The sequence below is a fragment of the Lacticaseibacillus sp. YLM2-1 genome (assembly GCF_056583465.1).
Genome location: NZ_CM152617.1, coordinates 2,202,556 through 2,219,207 on the forward strand (window position 1 = coordinate 2,202,556; position 16,652 = coordinate 2,219,207).

Consider the following 16,652-nt stretch of genomic DNA (forward strand, 5'->3'; position numbering starts at 1 on the left):
AGCTTGAATGAGGTTCGCGAACGTTTAGGCTCTTGAACTGATTGATTCGACATCTACCTGAGACGTGATGCAGGCTGTATGATTTTTTTTGTATGCTCTTGAACTGATTGATTCGACATCTACCTGAGACTGGTGTTTTCACACAATCTCCTAATCAATCTAGTTCGCGACTATCAACGAAGTCCTCGTCAATATAGATATACTGGCATTTCTCAAAGTATTTCCTTCGGTTCACTTTTGAGAACTCAATGAGAACAACCTGAAGTTCTGTATCGCCGATCTGTTCAGTCACCGCAAAGAAATCTCTGGCACTTAAATAATGACTGACATTTGTAAGAATGACAAGTTTCATTTCCTCCAATTTAGTTAACGTCTGAATAAGCGCCTCAATCTTCGAGGTTGACTCTGTCGTGACAGTCTCATCAAAATGAACGTTGCAGTATTTCATGATTTGTTCGAGCTTACCGCCTGGTTCAACCGTGACTGGCAAGTCGCTCAAGAATGGATCTTGAATTAAATCCATCGCCATTTGTTGCGATTGATCGATCAGTTCGACAAGCCGCTGATTCTCAATCAGCAACTCCATCCTCTTATAGATTAGACGTTGAAAAAGTTTATCTAGATCAAGCTCTAGCCTTGGATCGCCTATCCACAAACTAGCTTTGCGAATCTCTTGTGGCTCAAGTTGATCATTGCTAAGCACAACTTTATCAAGATCATTGCGCAGCGCTTCAATTAAATCCGTCAACACCTTGGGCGATGCTGTGTCGATAACAGTTACTTCAGAAGGTTTTGTTGTTATCAGTTGGAACGGATAGTAGGCAAGATTCAAATAATCACCGTCCTATCTGCCGAATTGCGAATGTCTTGTTTTGCTTCACCAACCAAGAAGTGCATCGCCTGATATTGAGCCTCTGTTACCATTAGCGTCTGCACAGTCCCAATCGGCGGTTTCATGGCAGCTATTCGATGTTCCAAAAATTCTGCTGATTTTTTTGTCGAACACACTCTAACGTAGATTGAATACTGCATCATCAAAAATCCTTCGTTGATCAACGCTTTTCGAAATTTTCGGTAATTTCGTCGATTCTCAGAAGTCAAAACTGGCAGATCAAACATGATCATTAAACGCATCACTCGATACCTCATTCGGAAATTCCACCTCAATTCGACAATTGTTACGCTTGCCGTCTAAATAGGCTAGACAGTTTTCAACGTGCTCGTCCAATGCGTTTTGAAGAAGGGCTTTCTTGCCATTAAATGTCACTTCTAGATTCAGAAGTGCTATCAAACCATACTTAATGTTTGGCGTCAGGTCAGTGAACTTTTGATTAGCAACCCAGTAATCAATTGCTGGTCTAAATGGTTCCATTAGATCTGAGCCAAGGTTATATTGATTGGCAACGCTGCTATGGTGCATCCCTATTTCTGTGATATGGCCAGCACTTACGATTGCTCGATTCGTTGTAGAAAGCAAGATCGAATACCCGTAATTAAGAGCAGCATTTGTTGCACAGATATCAGAGCGTGAAAAGTCATCTCCGAATATGAGTTTGAAATACTTTCGAGCTGCAGTCGCTTCACGATTTGAATGATCATTGATTTCTAACGTATCAAGGTCATCTAACAATGATTGGTTGTCGTAACCACACAGTTTTGTCACTTGAGCTTGAATGCTCACCTTGGCCGCAACAATCTTCGTCCACAAATTTTCGACCAAGCTTTTTGGCCAATTGACTTGTAAGCGAACCAAGTCAGCTTTTCTTCGATCAGAATACAGATTCGTTGTTTCCGTCACCGGCTGACCATCTCTTCCAGAAAAGATAACCTTAGCATTAGCTTCTGCTAGTGTTGTGATCGCATCAGCTGATAGTAGCGCTCGAGTTGTTGTGAAAACAACCTGATTGATATCTTCAATCGGCACATTATTCACTTCACTATCAGTTTGAACAACCAGCGTTCGGTTTTTGGTCGTCACCTTACAATGCTGCGTCACGATCAATGATCGCCATCCCATTCTGCATGCCCCCTTGTAATCGCTTCCCCAATATGATTTAATACAGGTGTTGGGACGACATCCCCAACGTTTTGAACTGATTGATTCGACATCTACACGTTGAGATCAAACAAAGCCTCGGCTGAGTTTCAATTTCTGAGCCCATGTTGGGCCATACATACCGCCATCCGGGAAAACCCGGATGGTTTTTTTACAGGTCAGTTAGGCGAACAGACCGTTCAAAAAGCCCTGTTGGTGACTGATAGATGATGGAACTATCTTTTGTAAGAACACCACTTTTATCTTGCGTAAATCCAAATGGGGTACTTATCTTTAAAACTTTTAGGCTTCCCGTCATGCCATTAGCTTGTGCTCCCTTTAACAATTCATTAATGACCGTTATCTTACCTACACTCTGGTCAGTATCATCAACCGCCAAATCATTGAAAGTATTTTGACTTTGACTGATTTTCTCTTTAAACCCTGCAATAGAATACAAATCAAAATATTTGACAATTTGATCGGCTAAATTGTGAAAAAGATTGTCTAAATCTTGATCAACATTAGGATAGTCAATCTTGGCTTTTCTAATTTGTTGAAGAATTTTTTGGTCTGAACGAGACACCCAAATTTCTTGGAAATTGTGAAACATGGTATCTGAGTTAACCATAAAGAAACCATACTTTGCATTATAGAAAAGTTGTTCACGCGGAACTCGCGGAAGCACAACCTCGAATGGTGTATCAGTGATCTTACCATTTTTCCCGACCTTGCTAAATTTTGGCTTTAGGAGTTCAGTAAGTACTGAAAGCTCCTCAGCAGTTGACCGTGATCTTGCTTTATTCAAAGCTGCAACCTGGGAAGTTGCAATTTTGACAACTTTAAAGATTGTCTCTGTCTTTTTGGTCACTTTCACAACGGCAAGATAGGCCGTGTTCTCTCTGAAATAGCCCCCATAAATATCAACTGGATATCCTTTTTTCTTTGGAATGAGCTGCTTCGACCCGCCAGCCTCCTTCGAATCCCTGGCCCCATAAACCGTCTGCTTAAACAAATCCGCCGTTTCAAAGCGGACTTCATGCGTAATTAACATCCGCTTAAAGTTATAGATTCGATCCAGCTCATCAACATCCCGTTGTTTGTCCCATACAACCTCGCCGGTATCCTTTGCCACAATTTTATCTTCAGCATGTGTGATATCACGGATAAAGTTGAACCCGCGAAGCTTTTTGACGTCGGCTTTTGTAAACTTGCCGTACGTGAAGAAAGCCTGTAAATTAGGGAATCGCTTGAGTAAATAGGTACCAATCCGAGCGGCTAGGAAGGCATCAAAAGCATGGTGGTAGTGATTAACATCACGATTCTTAGGGAATTCGAGTTCTTCCCGCAATTGATGTGAAAGACCTGCTTTAACGGCGATAATTTTGGTATCAGGGTACTGCGCTGCTACAATTTGTTCCGTCAGCTTGATGATTTGTCGAGTTTCCACCAATTGTCGGGCAACAAAGCCGCTCGCGTACTTATCGATTTGATCTGGACGCATTTGCAGATTACGCAGTTTGCGACCGCTAATCAGCCCTGCCTCATGCCATTGACGCCATGTCGCGTTCATCTTTTGAGCATAGATGGTTGATGCAAATGTTGCGTTTTTCTCTCGGTTGATAATAGCGTGCACTAATACACGATTATCTAAAGAGTTATCTTTGATTAGCGATTGTGGCAGAATATGGTCGATATCATAACTACTTAGTTGATCAATATTTAGTGGCGCACCAGTGTAGATATCACGCCCACCTTGCATGAAATACAGCACTAGTCGATCATTGAAATCGGCCTTATCTGAAATCTTATCTTCCAATTCACCGCGGACTGCCGTATCAATCAGCTCGTGGGCCGCATTCGCGTATATTTCCTGAAGTTGATGTTGACGCGCACGAGTGCGCTTGCCTGGTGTACCACCGCCATCCGCGGTTTCAACGTACAACCAACTAGGATCTTGACCATCCGCAGCGCGTTTAATATCATCAACAACCCGAAGAACCTGACGCAATGCCTTTTTATTGCTTGGTGATGTATACGCATTATCAATCGCATCATTGATATTCGCTGTTTTCAATTTATCAGCGTTCAGCTCGGTCATTTTCTTTTGTAGCGTTTCATCTGTTAGTATCTGCATCAAGTTGTTAGTGGACAGGAGCAATTCTTGAATGATAGTATGCCCGTTGCCAAGGGTCAGACCATTTAAAAACTTGCGCGAAAACTGGCCCCACCCCCGATATCGAATGTTGCTTAGTTTCGTGATGGCTTCGCTGCCGAGCCAACTGATCTCTTTCAATTTCGTTTTAAAGATCGCTGCGTCTTCAAAAACGGTCGACCACGCAATGATATTTTCAATATCGGCTTGTTTGGCTGGATCATCAATTGCCTCGGGTAAAAGACTTTTCAGTTGACGGTACGTAGAAAGTGAACTTAAAAAACGTTTCTCATCAGCTAAACCACGAATTTCAGGAATGTGGGCGTAATCACCATGCGCTCGCAGATTTTCGGCAAATTGTTTAATTGTCACACTATTATGCCGTTCAAACAGTTCTCGAATAACTTGTTGTTTTTGTTCGATGCTAAGCTTCTCGTTATTAACACGAACATTATTCAGTTCATTCAACACCTCATAGCGTTGATACAGCAAACTTTGCTTAGGCAACACGTCTTCACCAATCAAGTAAGTGTCGGTCGTCTTCATCCGCTGAATAAAGGTATTAGCCGAAGCTTCGCGATCTACCTTTTCGTCAAAATTATAAGGCGTGATATTACCTTCAGGATCTTTCCGAACCATCCAAGCAAAAACCCCGCCTTGTGCTGCTTTTTGCTCTTTAGCCGTCACCAATGGTCCAACATAATATGGAATTCGAAAATTCAGCAATTCATCCAACTGATAAGGCATACTTTTCCGATGCTTTTCCACCGGATTTGGCGCAGCCAGCCAGTCGTAATAAACAGCTTGATTTTTGATGATCTGATCCAATTCCCGCTGTTGCATTTGGACTGGAATAGCCCCGTTCGCTTTGTTGCGCTGCTTGAGCATGAAGTCCGGTTGCGCCAAACGTTCAAGCAGTTCAGGAGACTTGGTGTTTGGATGAGCCGTCACGTCTTTAGTTAACGCTTTAACAAAATTTTCTCGCAAAAATGGCGCAGCATCGTCACCGTCTATATAGCGATCGTAAAGCTGTCGGATTGCTTTAGCCGTTCCATCATCTTCAAGTTGTTTTAAATAGGCTTTAAACAACTGGAGATCTTCATGATGTTGTGTATAATCATCAACCTTAGCTTGAGAAAGCGTCTTTCCTGTGGGCACAATACCATTAAGGAGCCGGGCTCGATACAGATCCCGAATCTGGTCCAGAATTTCCGTTCCTTCATCGGTCATAGCCGATTCAATGCCAGCCCATTTATCGTCAAGCTGCCCTAATGAAAAGTTCCAAGCAGTGGCTTCAGAACTATCAACTTCAGTTCCTAACGCTAGATTAAGTTTGGTTTTCAACCCGACCACAGCTTTAGCAAACTCGGTTAAAACCTGCTTCTGCTGCTTCAAGATGTCCTTGTCGTCTTCTTCAGCCAGTAACAGTTTGACTAAAGCTCGTTGCGTATCAATTGACGTTGCTATTTCATTCAGCAAAATTGTTTTAAACTCATTCGCTTTGTCCTCATCAAAAGTAATGCCAAGATCTGGGTAAACTTGGGCGTAGGCATCCTGCAATGCAGGAAAAATCTCGTCTAACGCCACATCGTTTGTATTGAAATCCTTGGCATCTCCCGGCGTCAAAAAATGCCCGCGACTTTTCAAAATATGATGAATGGCAAAATAAATCTCGCGAACATCCGCTCTGCTTGGATCAGTCATAAGCCGATTGCGCAAATGATACATTGTCGAATATTGCTGATAAAACTCAGCATCCGTCCGATCATTAAAAAGCCGCTTCTCATACTTGTAACGGGCCTTATCCTTCGGCGAGATTTCCGAGTACTTTTGCCGCATAAAGAAATTCGGGTCAGTAGGCGTAATATGCGATTCAAAAAAATCACGCAAAAAACTGAGTCGCCAACGATTTCGGCTCAAACGACGGCGAGTGGTACGACCTGCTCGGCGTTTCGCTGCTGCTTTTCCTTCTTCAAACAGTCTTGCCCCAATAACCGTTTTTCCCTTCAATCGAATAAGATGACTGTTCTCATCCACAGCCGCAAATCCAATCGAGTTTGAGCCGATATCGACTCCAATGCCATATGGTTTACCTAACTTTGTCATGCTTAGACCTCCAGTCAATAGTTGAAACATCTTTAGTATGGCGATTGTTGTAATCGTTTTCAATTCATAAGTTCTAATAATCACCTATTTATCATAAAAATCAGTCAAAAAAACCGTCATCACCAGTCAATACCGGTCGATAACATCACTACCCTAACATCACTGCCAACCCTATCATGACGTGCATCAAAATAAATGCACTCAGCGTCACCACCAAAATGTTACGCGAACGTCGATAGACCCAGTATAGTGGCAGCTGTGCGACCAATCCGCTGGCGATATTGACAAAGACATGCGGTGCAAGCGGTGTAGTTGTCACAACAGCCGTTACGGCCAGCGCCAAGAGATAAGTTAAAAACAATGCCCAACGCCGATGTTTAATCGCCAATCGACTAAATAACTGTTGACTAGCTAGGAAAATCATCACCGCCGTTAATTGCGTTGCAAGCGTCATGAAAAAGGCACGGAAACTAATGAGGCTAAAAGCACCTAAGTTACCAAACTGGGCGGCCTCCAGCGTATTGACAAAATCAACGCCAAACCGAATTGGCACCAAGTCGCCAAGAATCCTGCCAAGTGTGGACGCAATCAGGTACAAAACGCCATAAGCGAAAACATACCAGATATCCCGCCAACGAAAACTTGCAAAAAGCTGACTCAAGCCATCCCAGCCGGCTGCCCATACAGCGCCAGCAAAAATGATGGCACAGTAAAGAACGCCGCCGAACACGACAACGGCTCGAGTCCAGCCATTAGCAACATTCAAAAAAGTGGTGCCGGACATGTTGAAAAATCCGCCAATCGGATTGCGTGTATAAAAGAGCAGATAGGTAACCTAGATTGCATAATTAAAGTTACCACCCAGAAAATGTGAAAAAAGACCTGTCCGTTCTTGCTAAAATGGTGTTTGCATAACATACCATCTAGAGAGAAGGACAGGTCCCATGGCCATTATAACCTTAATTGAACGATCTCAGATAGAACTGATGCAACACCACACGATTCAATACATCGCCGCGACCTTAGGCCGCTCTCGTATTTCTATTAGGCATGAGCTTCACCGTTGCCCTGAAGGTGATTACTGCGCCATTATAGCTCAGGATCATGCCGATACTTGTCGGCATCGTTGTGGTCGGCACTCGATTTTAACGCCTAAGTTGAAGCGGATGGTAACTGAGAAGCTAAACCTAGGTTGGTCCCCTGAAATGGTCGGTTATGCCGTTCACTGTGCGCCACACACGATTTACCACTGGATTTATCAAAGACAAGTCGATTTTCAGCCAAGCCAACTCTTTGATCACGGTAAACGTCATAAAAGAAGACAAGACCTTCGGTCGCGCTATAACCAAGCAGTAGGCACCTCAATTGAGATTCGCAGTGAGTCAGCTAATCGGCGAACCGAAAAAGGACATTTAGAGATGGATACAGTTCGCGGTGGTCGCGGGTCAAAGGCTGCTGTTTTGACCATTGTCGATCGGGTGACACGTTTAATGGCGACAACTAAGCTTGAAAACTTATCACAAAATGCTGTTCTCAAGGGATTTGCAAGACTGATGGTGGACTTTCCGGGTCCGGTTCGATCAGTGACGGTTGATCACGGTAAAGAGTTTTCCTGCGATCAGGCGCTTACAAAGCGCTATCGGATACCGGTTTACTTTTGCCACGCCTATCACCCGAATGAACGGGGCACAAATGAACGGTTCAATCGAGAACTTCGCTACTATTTCCCGAAGGGAACACAGTTTGATCAGGTTTCAGAGACCGATATTCAACAAGCCACAGCGCTTATCAATAACAAACCTAGAAAATGTCTCCGTTGGCAAACCCCAGTTCAAGCAGTGAGCAAGCCTCTTTCTAGGTGGTAACTTTATTATTGCAATCTAGGTAAACAAAACAACCGAGAAGAACTTCAGCCAGTTATTGAACGTAAAATGTGGTTCAGTTTGACTAAAAGGAACTGGCCATTGTTTGCGTTTAGCTAATTTTGTTGCTTCCAATTATTTCTCCTCCTTTAACACAAGTTGAACGAAGCCTTCCAAGTTCATTGAGAGGACCCGGTCTAATTGATTGGTACTGCGATGACGATAAGCATACGCCGCCGATTCAAACATCATGTACATCCGCCCATCATGCGTGCTGATCTGTTCTAAGTGCGAAGGCATATCAAACGTGTCAATCGCATCACTAGCGCGGAAGATGGTCTTCTTAGGATCGGTTTTAAAGATATATAACGTCGAGTTGCCACCACCATAAGATTGCGACAGAATCGTATAATCCCCATAAAAGGCCATCCCTTGGATTTTCGATAAAATGTCTTGATGCAAAACGGATTGTGTTAACACGTCAAATTGATTCGAGATGCTGGAGGTGAGGCTTTTCCCAACAACCTGCCCCTTATCATTTAAAGGATAGCGTTGAATGTTACCTTTTCCAGTTGGATTAAAGAAGCCGACGAACAGCGCATTTTCGTAATAAGTGACAAAAGAAGCTCGGCTAATATTGCCAAGTTGGGCGCGCTGCGAATAAGCCACAGCCTTGGCTTTCTTATCAACATTGTAAGTCAAGGCTGTTTTTAGCTTGATTGCAAAAACTTCAGCCGCATTGTTCCGGCGTCCGCAGATCCAAATGTTATCGTTCTTGGCATCATAAGTTAACCCACCAACATGGGGACGGCCATTCAATACCACTGTGTTAAGCAACTTACCGGTTTTCAAATCCTGAATATACATCACTGAGTTATGAAAACCGTCATGATCATATGCTGTGGTTAATAAGTAATCACCGGCCACCGTAACGCCTTGTGGGGTCATGGTTGTACAAACTTCAACTTCGCCGGTTTCAGCATTGAGTGTTTTCGTTGCCTTTAGACCAGATACTATCGGCTGACTGCTATATTTAACATTGAATTCGTCTGGCGTATAGTTAAATGTTTTAGCGTCTTTAACCGGGCCTAATCGAACCATTAAATCCAAGCGTTTAAACTTTTGCAGCGTTTTTTCGAAGCGACTTTCTGAATATAAGCTGTCAGTGTTGGTCTCTGTCCGTGACGTGTTCGGCTCAACTTGGTAACGTTTAACCGTCCCAATCCCCCAGCCAAAGCCGCCAATAAAAATGATAATGAGTACCAAATCGACAATCAAAATCATGAGATTTTGGCGACTCAATTTTTTCTTCCCATCCCTATTCAAAATACGTTCACCCTTCACGTTCTATAATCGTTATATCAATGTCATCATTATAGCAAACCTTGCTTCTGATCCGCATCACATGACCTTTTGTTTAACAAGGTTTCCTTATAAGGTAATCGAGTCATTTTAATGTTCGAATGAATGATATTATTGTTATAATTTATACAATAAGTTGCATATACACCGTTTGGGAGGGGATATGAATATGAAAAAAATCTTGATTGGTATTGGCATCTTCATTGGCCTCGTCATTCTTGGCGGTGCAGGGTTTTACGCTTGGTATACTCAAAGCACCCCTTATTACACCCAGATTACGACGACAGGCAAGAAGTTTGATGTTATCGATGATGAGACCGGTGCTGCGCGGGATATTGATTATGCCTATACTCAGATGGCCTATGATGAAAAAGGCCACGGTACAGAGGTTGATTTCAACGGTCACAAATCTCGGCCTTTGAAAATGCAAGCTTATCTCCGCCTCGATTACAGCACGCGTCGAAACCAAGTGATTAGTTGGGAAGTCGTTCCAAAGGAAAAGGTTCCTAAAGCAGCTTTAGCAAAATTAAATCGCTAATTAAAAAAGGTGCGCTGGCGCAGTTTGAAACCTGCGCCAGCGAACACATTTACAAACAGAGTATGAGCTGGAGCGGTTAGAAACCGGAGCATAAGCGGGCGCAAGTGCGATGACCCGGTTTTGGTCATTGTGCTTGTGGCCCTTATGTGCAGATTTCTGCGCCAGCGAACACATTTACAAGGAGATGTCTATTATGACGAATGAACACAAAGTTTTACGCGGGTTGTCTTATATTTCGGTCATTTTTGCCCCCATTCTCTTTCCAATTCTCGTTTGGATTTTCACCCCGCAAGGTTCCGTCACACGGGACACAGCTAAACACGCACTTTGGCTGCATATTATTCCCACCCTATTGAGCATCTTTATCTTTATGATCATTGGCGGTGTCGGTTTCTTCACGAACAGCATCAACGCAACATCCGCCGTTTCACTTATCTTGCTACTTGTTGCCATGGTCGTTGACATTGGGATGGTAGTCTACAACATCTACACAGGCATCAAAATTATCACCTCCTGATTAACCACTCAATATCGCCAAAAAAGGGCGCCTCTCGTCATGAGAAGCACCCTTTTTGGTTTATCAAAATTTCACCGTAGCCCCGCATCCAAAGCATACAAGTTCTGATACCGCTCGTCGTTCTTAGCCAAGTGACTAGGGGTATCATTCATCGTCAAACGGCCATCTTCAAGAAAAATGACGCGATCAGTTTGATTGACGCCTTGCAAATGATGCGTCACCCAAAGAATGGTTTTGCCTTGCAATACTGTGAACATCGTCTCCAGCAAAGCCTGTTCCGTAATTGGATCAAGGCCGACTGTCGGTTCATCCAACAGCACAATCGGCGCATCCTGTAAAAGAATTCGAGCTAGCGACAAACGTTGCCGTTCACCACCTGAAAAGCCGAAACCTGCTTCCTCGACACTGCTGTTAATACCATTCGGCAATTGGGCTACGAGCTGGTCTAGCTTGACTGCCTTAAGAGCAGCGGCAACATCAGCATCGCTGGCCTGCTCATTGCCTAAGCGGACATTGTTGACAATCGACGTGTTGAATAAAAACGGACTTTGATCCAACACCGCAAAAAGATTGGTGCGATGCTGCTGATAAGTCAGGACATCTTGACCGTCGACCAACACGTTTCCAGTTGTCGGCGTTAGGTCACCAAGTACAAGTTGCAACAACGTGGTTTTGCCCATGCCACTAGGTCCGAGAATCGCAATTTTCTCGCCGCTGTGAACGGTTAGATCAATATCGGTAATCAATTCAGGATCTTTTGGCGTGTATTGAAAACTGAGATGCTGCAATGTCATCTCTTTGAACTGAGTCGGTACTGCTTGTTGTTGCGGTAATTGTCGCGTGACCGGCTGCAAATCGTTGAGATGACGAATCGCATCTCGGTATGTCGGCCATTCGCCAACCCCTTGTGCGATGCCGGAGAACGCCTGATCGAGTGGGAAAACAACCAGTACAAACGCCCCAACCCAGTTAGCACTCGCTTGATTACCGGTCCACTCAAGGTTTGTCCAGATCAACATACTAATGACAATTAAGACAAACAGCAGTTGGCCGACAAAGTCTCGGCGCCATTGAAATCGCTTGGACTTCACCGTCGATGCGGCTAATTTTTTAGGGGCCGCCAGACTTTGAGACATAAAATCCTTTTCACGATGAGTAATAACCCAATCGGACAAACCGAGCACTGAATCCGTCAATGAGACATAGGCATCATGATTCAATTGCTTTTGTTCTGCCTTTCGAAAACGCTCAACTACCAGTCCCCACCAAGGCAGAATCAATACTTGAAACAACAGCAACAACATAATCCATAGTGCAAAGCCCCAGTTGAACCAGCCTAGCAACAAAGTGGCAATAACCGTTAGACCAGCGCCGACCACAGTTGGGAAAATCATCCGCAAGTATAGATTCTGAATGTGACCAATGTCATCGGCGAGCAAGCCTAGAATATCGCCGGTTTGATGATGTTCGGACACAAAGGCAGCATCAGTTTCCAACACTTTGTACAATTTTCGCCGCATGTGGCTAGTAATGCGCAACACCCAGTTGTGACTGGTCAACCGTTCAATGTATTGAAACACCGGTCGCCCAATCCCAAAAGCGCGGGTCAAGACAACCGTGACATAAATAGCTGCAAACAATGGCTTCGTGGCACTTTTATCAATCAGAAAACCTGACGTGAACATCAAGGCACCAGCAAAGACAAAGGTCATAACCCCCAGAATTAACGACCAGACGAGTAAGCCGCGATAGCGTTTCAAGTCTGGGCGAACCCAGTGCTCATTTTTCAACCAATGCATTGAATTCACCTCGCATTTCGTGCACAAGGGCCTGATACGGCTTGGAATGTGCCGCCAGCTCACTTGGGGTCCCTTCAGCAATGATCTTGCCGCCATCAACCACAATCACGCGATCCATTTGATTGAGCCAGTGTAGCCGATGGGTCGCAAAAATCACGAGCCGGTTTTTGAACAGCGGCACAAGCGTTTCTTTTAACTCGGCTTCAGTTTCAATATCCAAATGGGCAGTTGGTTCGTCAAACAACCAAATCGAGCGATTCGTATCAATCAAAGTCCGCGCCAACGCAATTCGCTGGGCCTGACCGCCGGAAATACCACGACCGCCTTCCCCGATTCTCGTTGCATAGCCGTCTGCCAAAGTTTCGATCCAATGACTCAACCCCGCCGCCTCAGCTGCCTGTTTCACATCTTCATCTGACGCATCCGGCCGATAAAACCGGATATTGGCAGCGATCGTATCAGCAAATAGATACGGATCTTGTGGGATATAGCTCAAATGATCTTGCCAAGCTGCTTGGGTCATATGCGGTACCTTCGTTCCTCGAACCGTCATGGCAGCTTTTTGCGGCTGCAAGAAACCGCCAATCAAATTGAGTAATGTTGATTTACCTGACCCGCTAGCACCGATAATCGCTACTTTTTCCGTGCCGGTAAACTGCAGATTAGCATCTTGAATGCCCGCGCGTTCATTTGGATAGGTGAAATCGAGGTGGTTAATGGTTACCGTGTCCTGAGCCTGCCACCTTGAAAAAGCCGGTAACACATTGGTATCAGTAGGTAATGGCTGATCAATCACTTGCCAAATCGCCTTCATCGCATTTTTGCCATTCAAGGTGGCATGGTAGTCAGTCCCAAAATCACGAATCGGCATGAAATATTCCGGTGCCAAGATCAGCGCAACCATTGCTGGATAGAGTGGAATCGCGCCATCCATCAACTTGATCCCGAGGAAAACCGCAACAACTGCAATCGACAAGGTGGTGAAGAAGTCTAGCGCAAACGTTGAGAGCATCGCGATGCGCAAGACGCCCATGGTTTGTTTTCGATAGTCTTCCGACACATCGTACACATTATTCGCGTATTGCCGACTAATCCCCATCAACTGCAAAGTTTTTAAACCACGCAAGGAGTCAATGAAATGATTGCTCATCTTTTGAAACCCAGCATATTGGCTTTCAGATTTATCCTGTGCTGCCAAGCCAAGAATCACCATGAACAAAATGATAATTGGAAACATGATCAGCAAGGTGAAGCCAGTTAGCCAGTTTTCGTACCAAATATAGGCAACTAAAACCCACGGAATAATACTCATGTTCAGGATTTTGTTCAAAATCAGTTCAATATAATTTTCGGCTTCGGGAATGCCATCCAGCGCCATCGTGACCAAATTACCGGTTCCTTCCTTGGCAACGGCAGCCGGCCCCAAGGCATACAAGTGCTTGAGCAATTGGGCTTGTAGCCAGGCCGAACTAGTCATGGCAAATCTTGCCCCGATGCGATTGCGCACCCAAACAATGAGCTGACGAATCACAAAGGCAGTCGCAAAAAGTCCTAACGGAAGCCATAAGCCAGCTAAACTTTGCCGGTTCCAAGAATGAACGATCCCTTCAGCAAGAAATTTTCCTTGTAATAAAATAACAAAAGCTTGCACGAGCGCAAACCCGGCAAGCATTGTCATAATTCGTTTCATTCCCGAAAGGCGCATGAGCGTCTTATCGATCATTCACTAACCGCTCCTTTTGCTTGAATTCGCTTGTGGAAGACCACATAGCTCCAGATGAAGTATGCCAAGGCAATTGGCAGCAGAATCACAGCGACAATCGTCATAATGGTCAGCGTCAACGGACTAGCACTGGCGTCTTTTGCCAAAATGGACATAGCCGCATCTTGGCCAATCATAACGCGTGGGAACAAGCCGTTGAAAATCACACCGACAACCCCGACAAGCCCTAGGGCACTGCCAACAAATGACAACACTTCATTATCTTTAAGCACGCCAACATGAGCGGCAACTGTCGAGCCGACAATCACAACCAAAATCAACAAAGTGCTGATTGGGCGTTCTTTGAAGAAGTCGGTCATAAAGAATAGAAGGACAGCGAAGACAACTTCACCAGCATACAACAAGTAGTACAACTTGCTGTTCCAGTCACGCGCACGCTTGCGCAAGTCGCCAGTCGTTTTCAGACGAATAAAGTTTAAACCGTGCATGAGCATCATCAAAGTGACCGCAACTCCGCCGACAATTGTCAAAAGGTTGATTTGATTACCTAAAGTAGGATAAACATCGCCAGCCTTGGTAATTGGTAACGGTTGAATGATCGCGGTAAAAATCATCCCTAAGATGAACGGTGGGATTAAACTGCCGCAAGCTAAAGCCCAACGCCAGATATTCCGACCTCTTTTGGTCTCGGCATGTGCAGCAAATTCAAACGACACGCCGCGAACAATCAAACCGAACAACACAAGGAAGAACATGATGTAAAACCCCGAGAAGAGGCTGGCATACCACATTGGATAAGAGGCAAACATCGCGCCACCAGCTGTGATCAGCCAAACTTCGTTCCCATCCCAATGTGGGCCGATTGTGGCAACGAGTTGATCTTCTTCGTCAGAGTTACGCGCCAATAGCTTGGTTGACATACCAACCCCGAAGTCAAAGCCTTCAAGGACGAAGAAGCCGCTGAAAAGGACAAACAATAAGAAGAACCACAAAATCTGTAACCAGCTCATTTTGCGAACGCCTCCTTAGCAAACGGATCACTGTTGACCCCGTAGTCAGTGTTCAGATCGCCTTCAGGACCCTTCTTAAGCACGCGATGTGAGTAATAAATCATGACACCGCCGAGCAAGGTGAAGATCAAGAAGTAGCAAATGTTAGTGAACAGTAACTGTCCAGCTGTCGTTGTCGGCGAAACCGCATCGGCAATTGAATACAGGCCGTAAACAACCCATGGATACCGACCAAGTTCAGTGATAAACCAACCAGCCGTATTAATGATGAATGGGAGCCACAGCGCAAAGCCGAGAATATACAATAGCCAACGCTGATTAAGCAAGGTATCTTTCTTCTTCCGGCTAAACCAGAGACCTAGAACGCCTAGCAGGAACAGAAGAACGCCACCACCAGCCATGACCCGGAAGCTCCAGAACAAGGTTTTAACCGGCACATAATAGTCCCTGTCTTTGCCATATTTAGCTTGAAGCTCCTTATTAGCTGTCTCCATGCCTTTGACTGCGCCGTTCATTTTATGATACGACAGCAAACTTAATAGATATGGCACTTCAATATTGCCACTGGTCGTATGATCTTTAGTATTGATTAATTCGACAAGCGTCCATGGTGCTGGATCACTAGTATCTTTATAAATTCCTTCAGTTGCCGCAAACTTCATCGGCTGATCTTTAATGATGAATTGTGTCTGCAAATCACCAAAACCGATTGCGCATGCAGAAGCGATGGTGCCAACAATCAAGCCAACTCTAAGAGACTTCTTGTAAAAGTCAACTTGATCTTTTTTAAGCAAACGCCATGCGGCCATGCCGGCTACAGCAAAGCCAGCCGTCGTAAAGGCACCGAAAATAACATGCGGAAATTCAACCCACAGTTGCGGATTCGTGATCACGGCCCCAAAGTCGACTAACTTAACCCGACCCGTTGCCTGATTAATTGCAAAACCGGTTGGATGCTGCATGAAGGCATTCGCCGACAGAATCCAAATGGCTGATAGCGTGGTACCTAGCCATGTCATCCAAATAAAGATAGCGTGAACAGCCGGTTTGAAACGATCCCATGTGAACATCCACAGACCAATGAAAGTCGATTCCATGAAGAATGCCAGTAACGCTTCAATCGCCAGTGGCACCCCAAAGATGTCACCCATGAACCGTGAATAATTAGACCAGTTCATGCCAAACTGAAATTCTTGAATAATACCTGTAACGACCCCAACCGCAAAGCTGAGTAAGAAGATCTTGCCCCAGAACTTGGCCATCTTCTTATATGTTTCATTCTTTTTGCGCACATACATTGTTTCCATAATGGCGGTAACAAGCCCCATACCAATTGAAAACGGCACAAAGAAGAAATGGAAAACGGTCGTCATCGCGAACTGAAAACGAGCTAGCGATAATACGTCCATTGCCAATAGCATATGTTTTTCCTCCCTTACTAGATTGATTCCAATCTAAGTATACCCCTGTGTTTTATTTTTTAAAAACCAAAAACCCAAAAAATAGCATTGAAATAATGCTTTTCAGCATCAACATCAAATCAAA

General features: G+C 44.6%; 12 protein-coding genes, 1 pseudogene and 1 CRISPR repeat array (1 of these 14 running past the window's edge). Of the genes and pseudogenes, 3 read left to right on the plus strand and 10 right to left on the minus strand.

Annotation, left to right across the window (positions count from 1 at the left end; translation table 11 throughout):
* Positions 1 to 130: direct repeats of the CRISPR family, unit length 36 nt; unit sequence GCTCTTGAACTGATTGATTCGACATCTACCTGAGAC (it extends 764 nt beyond the left edge of the window).
* 24 nt (positions 131 to 154) lie between these two features.
* The 5 genes and pseudogenes from csn2 to AC07KQ_RS10610 form a co-directional block, all read right to left on the minus strand.
* Positions 155 to 832: a type II-A CRISPR-associated protein Csn2 gene (gene csn2 / locus AC07KQ_RS10590; protein ID WP_003571210.1), complete on the minus strand. Its 678-nt coding sequence runs from the start codon at positions 830 to 832 to the stop codon at positions 155 to 157.
* Complete coding sequence (cas2, locus tag AC07KQ_RS10595; RefSeq protein WP_003586314.1) at positions 829 to 1,134, minus strand: CRISPR-associated endonuclease Cas2; 306 nt, start codon at positions 1,132 to 1,134, stop codon at positions 829 to 831. The genes csn2 and cas2 overlap by 4 nt, the downstream gene beginning before the upstream one ends.
* Positions 1,112 to 2,017, minus strand: coding sequence for a type II CRISPR-associated endonuclease Cas1 (cas1, locus tag AC07KQ_RS10600; RefSeq protein ID WP_003571214.1), 906 nt, complete (start codon positions 2,015 to 2,017; stop codon positions 1,112 to 1,114). The genes cas2 and cas1 overlap by 23 nt, the downstream gene beginning before the upstream one ends.
* A 190-nt stretch (positions 2,018 to 2,207) precedes the next feature.
* The gene (gene cas9 / locus AC07KQ_RS10605) at positions 2,208 to 6,296 is read right to left on the minus strand and encodes a type II CRISPR RNA-guided endonuclease Cas9 (RefSeq protein ID WP_003659473.1); all 4,089 of its coding nucleotides are present in this window, start codon (positions 6,294 to 6,296) and stop codon (positions 2,208 to 2,210) included.
* A 148-nt stretch (positions 6,297 to 6,444) separates the two neighbouring features.
* Positions 6,445 to 7,128, minus strand: a pseudogene (locus AC07KQ_RS10610) (hypothetical protein); the annotation flags it as partial.
* A 112-nt stretch (positions 7,129 to 7,240) separates the two neighbouring features.
* Here AC07KQ_RS10610 and AC07KQ_RS10615 point away from each other — a divergent pair.
* Complete coding sequence (locus AC07KQ_RS10615) at positions 7,241 to 8,161, plus strand: IS30 family transposase (RefSeq protein ID WP_003574021.1); 921 nt, start codon at positions 7,241 to 7,243, stop codon at positions 8,159 to 8,161.
* Positions 8,162 to 8,293: 132 nt separating this feature from the next.
* Here AC07KQ_RS10615 and AC07KQ_RS10620 read toward each other — a convergent pair whose 3' ends face one another.
* Positions 8,294 to 9,460, minus strand: a complete 1,167-nt coding sequence (locus AC07KQ_RS10620; protein ID WP_003571221.1) for a YncE family protein — start codon at positions 9,458 to 9,460, stop codon at positions 8,294 to 8,296.
* Positions 9,461 to 9,683: 223 nt separating this feature from the next.
* On the opposite strand from AC07KQ_RS10620, the gene AC07KQ_RS10625 reads away from it, so the two are divergent.
* Together AC07KQ_RS10625 and AC07KQ_RS10630 are read left to right on the plus strand one after the other, a co-directional pair.
* Positions 9,684 to 10,058 carry a YxeA family protein gene (locus AC07KQ_RS10625; RefSeq protein WP_003571223.1) on the plus strand — a complete coding sequence of 125 codons (375 nt, stop codon included), beginning with the start codon at positions 9,684 to 9,686 and terminating at the stop codon, positions 10,056 to 10,058.
* 193 nt (positions 10,059 to 10,251) lie between these two features.
* Positions 10,252 to 10,575: a magnetosome magnetite crystal formation protein family gene (locus tag AC07KQ_RS10630; protein WP_003566944.1), complete on the plus strand. Its 324-nt coding sequence runs from the start codon at positions 10,252 to 10,254 to the stop codon at positions 10,573 to 10,575.
* Positions 10,576 to 10,646: 71 nt separating this feature from the next.
* Here AC07KQ_RS10630 and cydC read toward each other — a convergent pair whose 3' ends face one another.
* From cydC to AC07KQ_RS10650, 4 genes are read right to left on the minus strand one after another with little or no spacing between them, the layout of a single operon-like run.
* The gene (gene cydC / locus AC07KQ_RS10635; protein WP_003571225.1) at positions 10,647 to 12,374 is read right to left on the minus strand and encodes a thiol reductant ABC exporter subunit CydC; all 1,728 of its coding nucleotides are present in this window, start codon (positions 12,372 to 12,374) and stop codon (positions 10,647 to 10,649) included.
* The gene (cydD, locus tag AC07KQ_RS10640) at positions 12,355 to 14,097 is read right to left on the minus strand and encodes a thiol reductant ABC exporter subunit CydD (protein WP_003571227.1); all 1,743 of its coding nucleotides are present in this window, start codon (positions 14,095 to 14,097) and stop codon (positions 12,355 to 12,357) included. Before cydD ends, cydC begins: the two co-directional genes overlap by 20 nt.
* Entirely contained in the window at positions 14,094 to 15,107 is a 1,014-nt protein-coding gene (gene cydB / locus AC07KQ_RS10645) for a cytochrome d ubiquinol oxidase subunit II (RefSeq protein WP_003571229.1), read from the minus strand. The genes cydD and cydB overlap by 4 nt, the downstream gene beginning before the upstream one ends.
* Positions 15,104 to 16,528, minus strand: a complete 1,425-nt coding sequence (locus tag AC07KQ_RS10650; RefSeq protein ID WP_003571231.1) for a cytochrome ubiquinol oxidase subunit I — start codon at positions 16,526 to 16,528, stop codon at positions 15,104 to 15,106. Before AC07KQ_RS10650 ends, cydB begins: the two co-directional genes overlap by 4 nt.
* Positions 16,529 to 16,652: the final 124 nt, after the last annotated feature.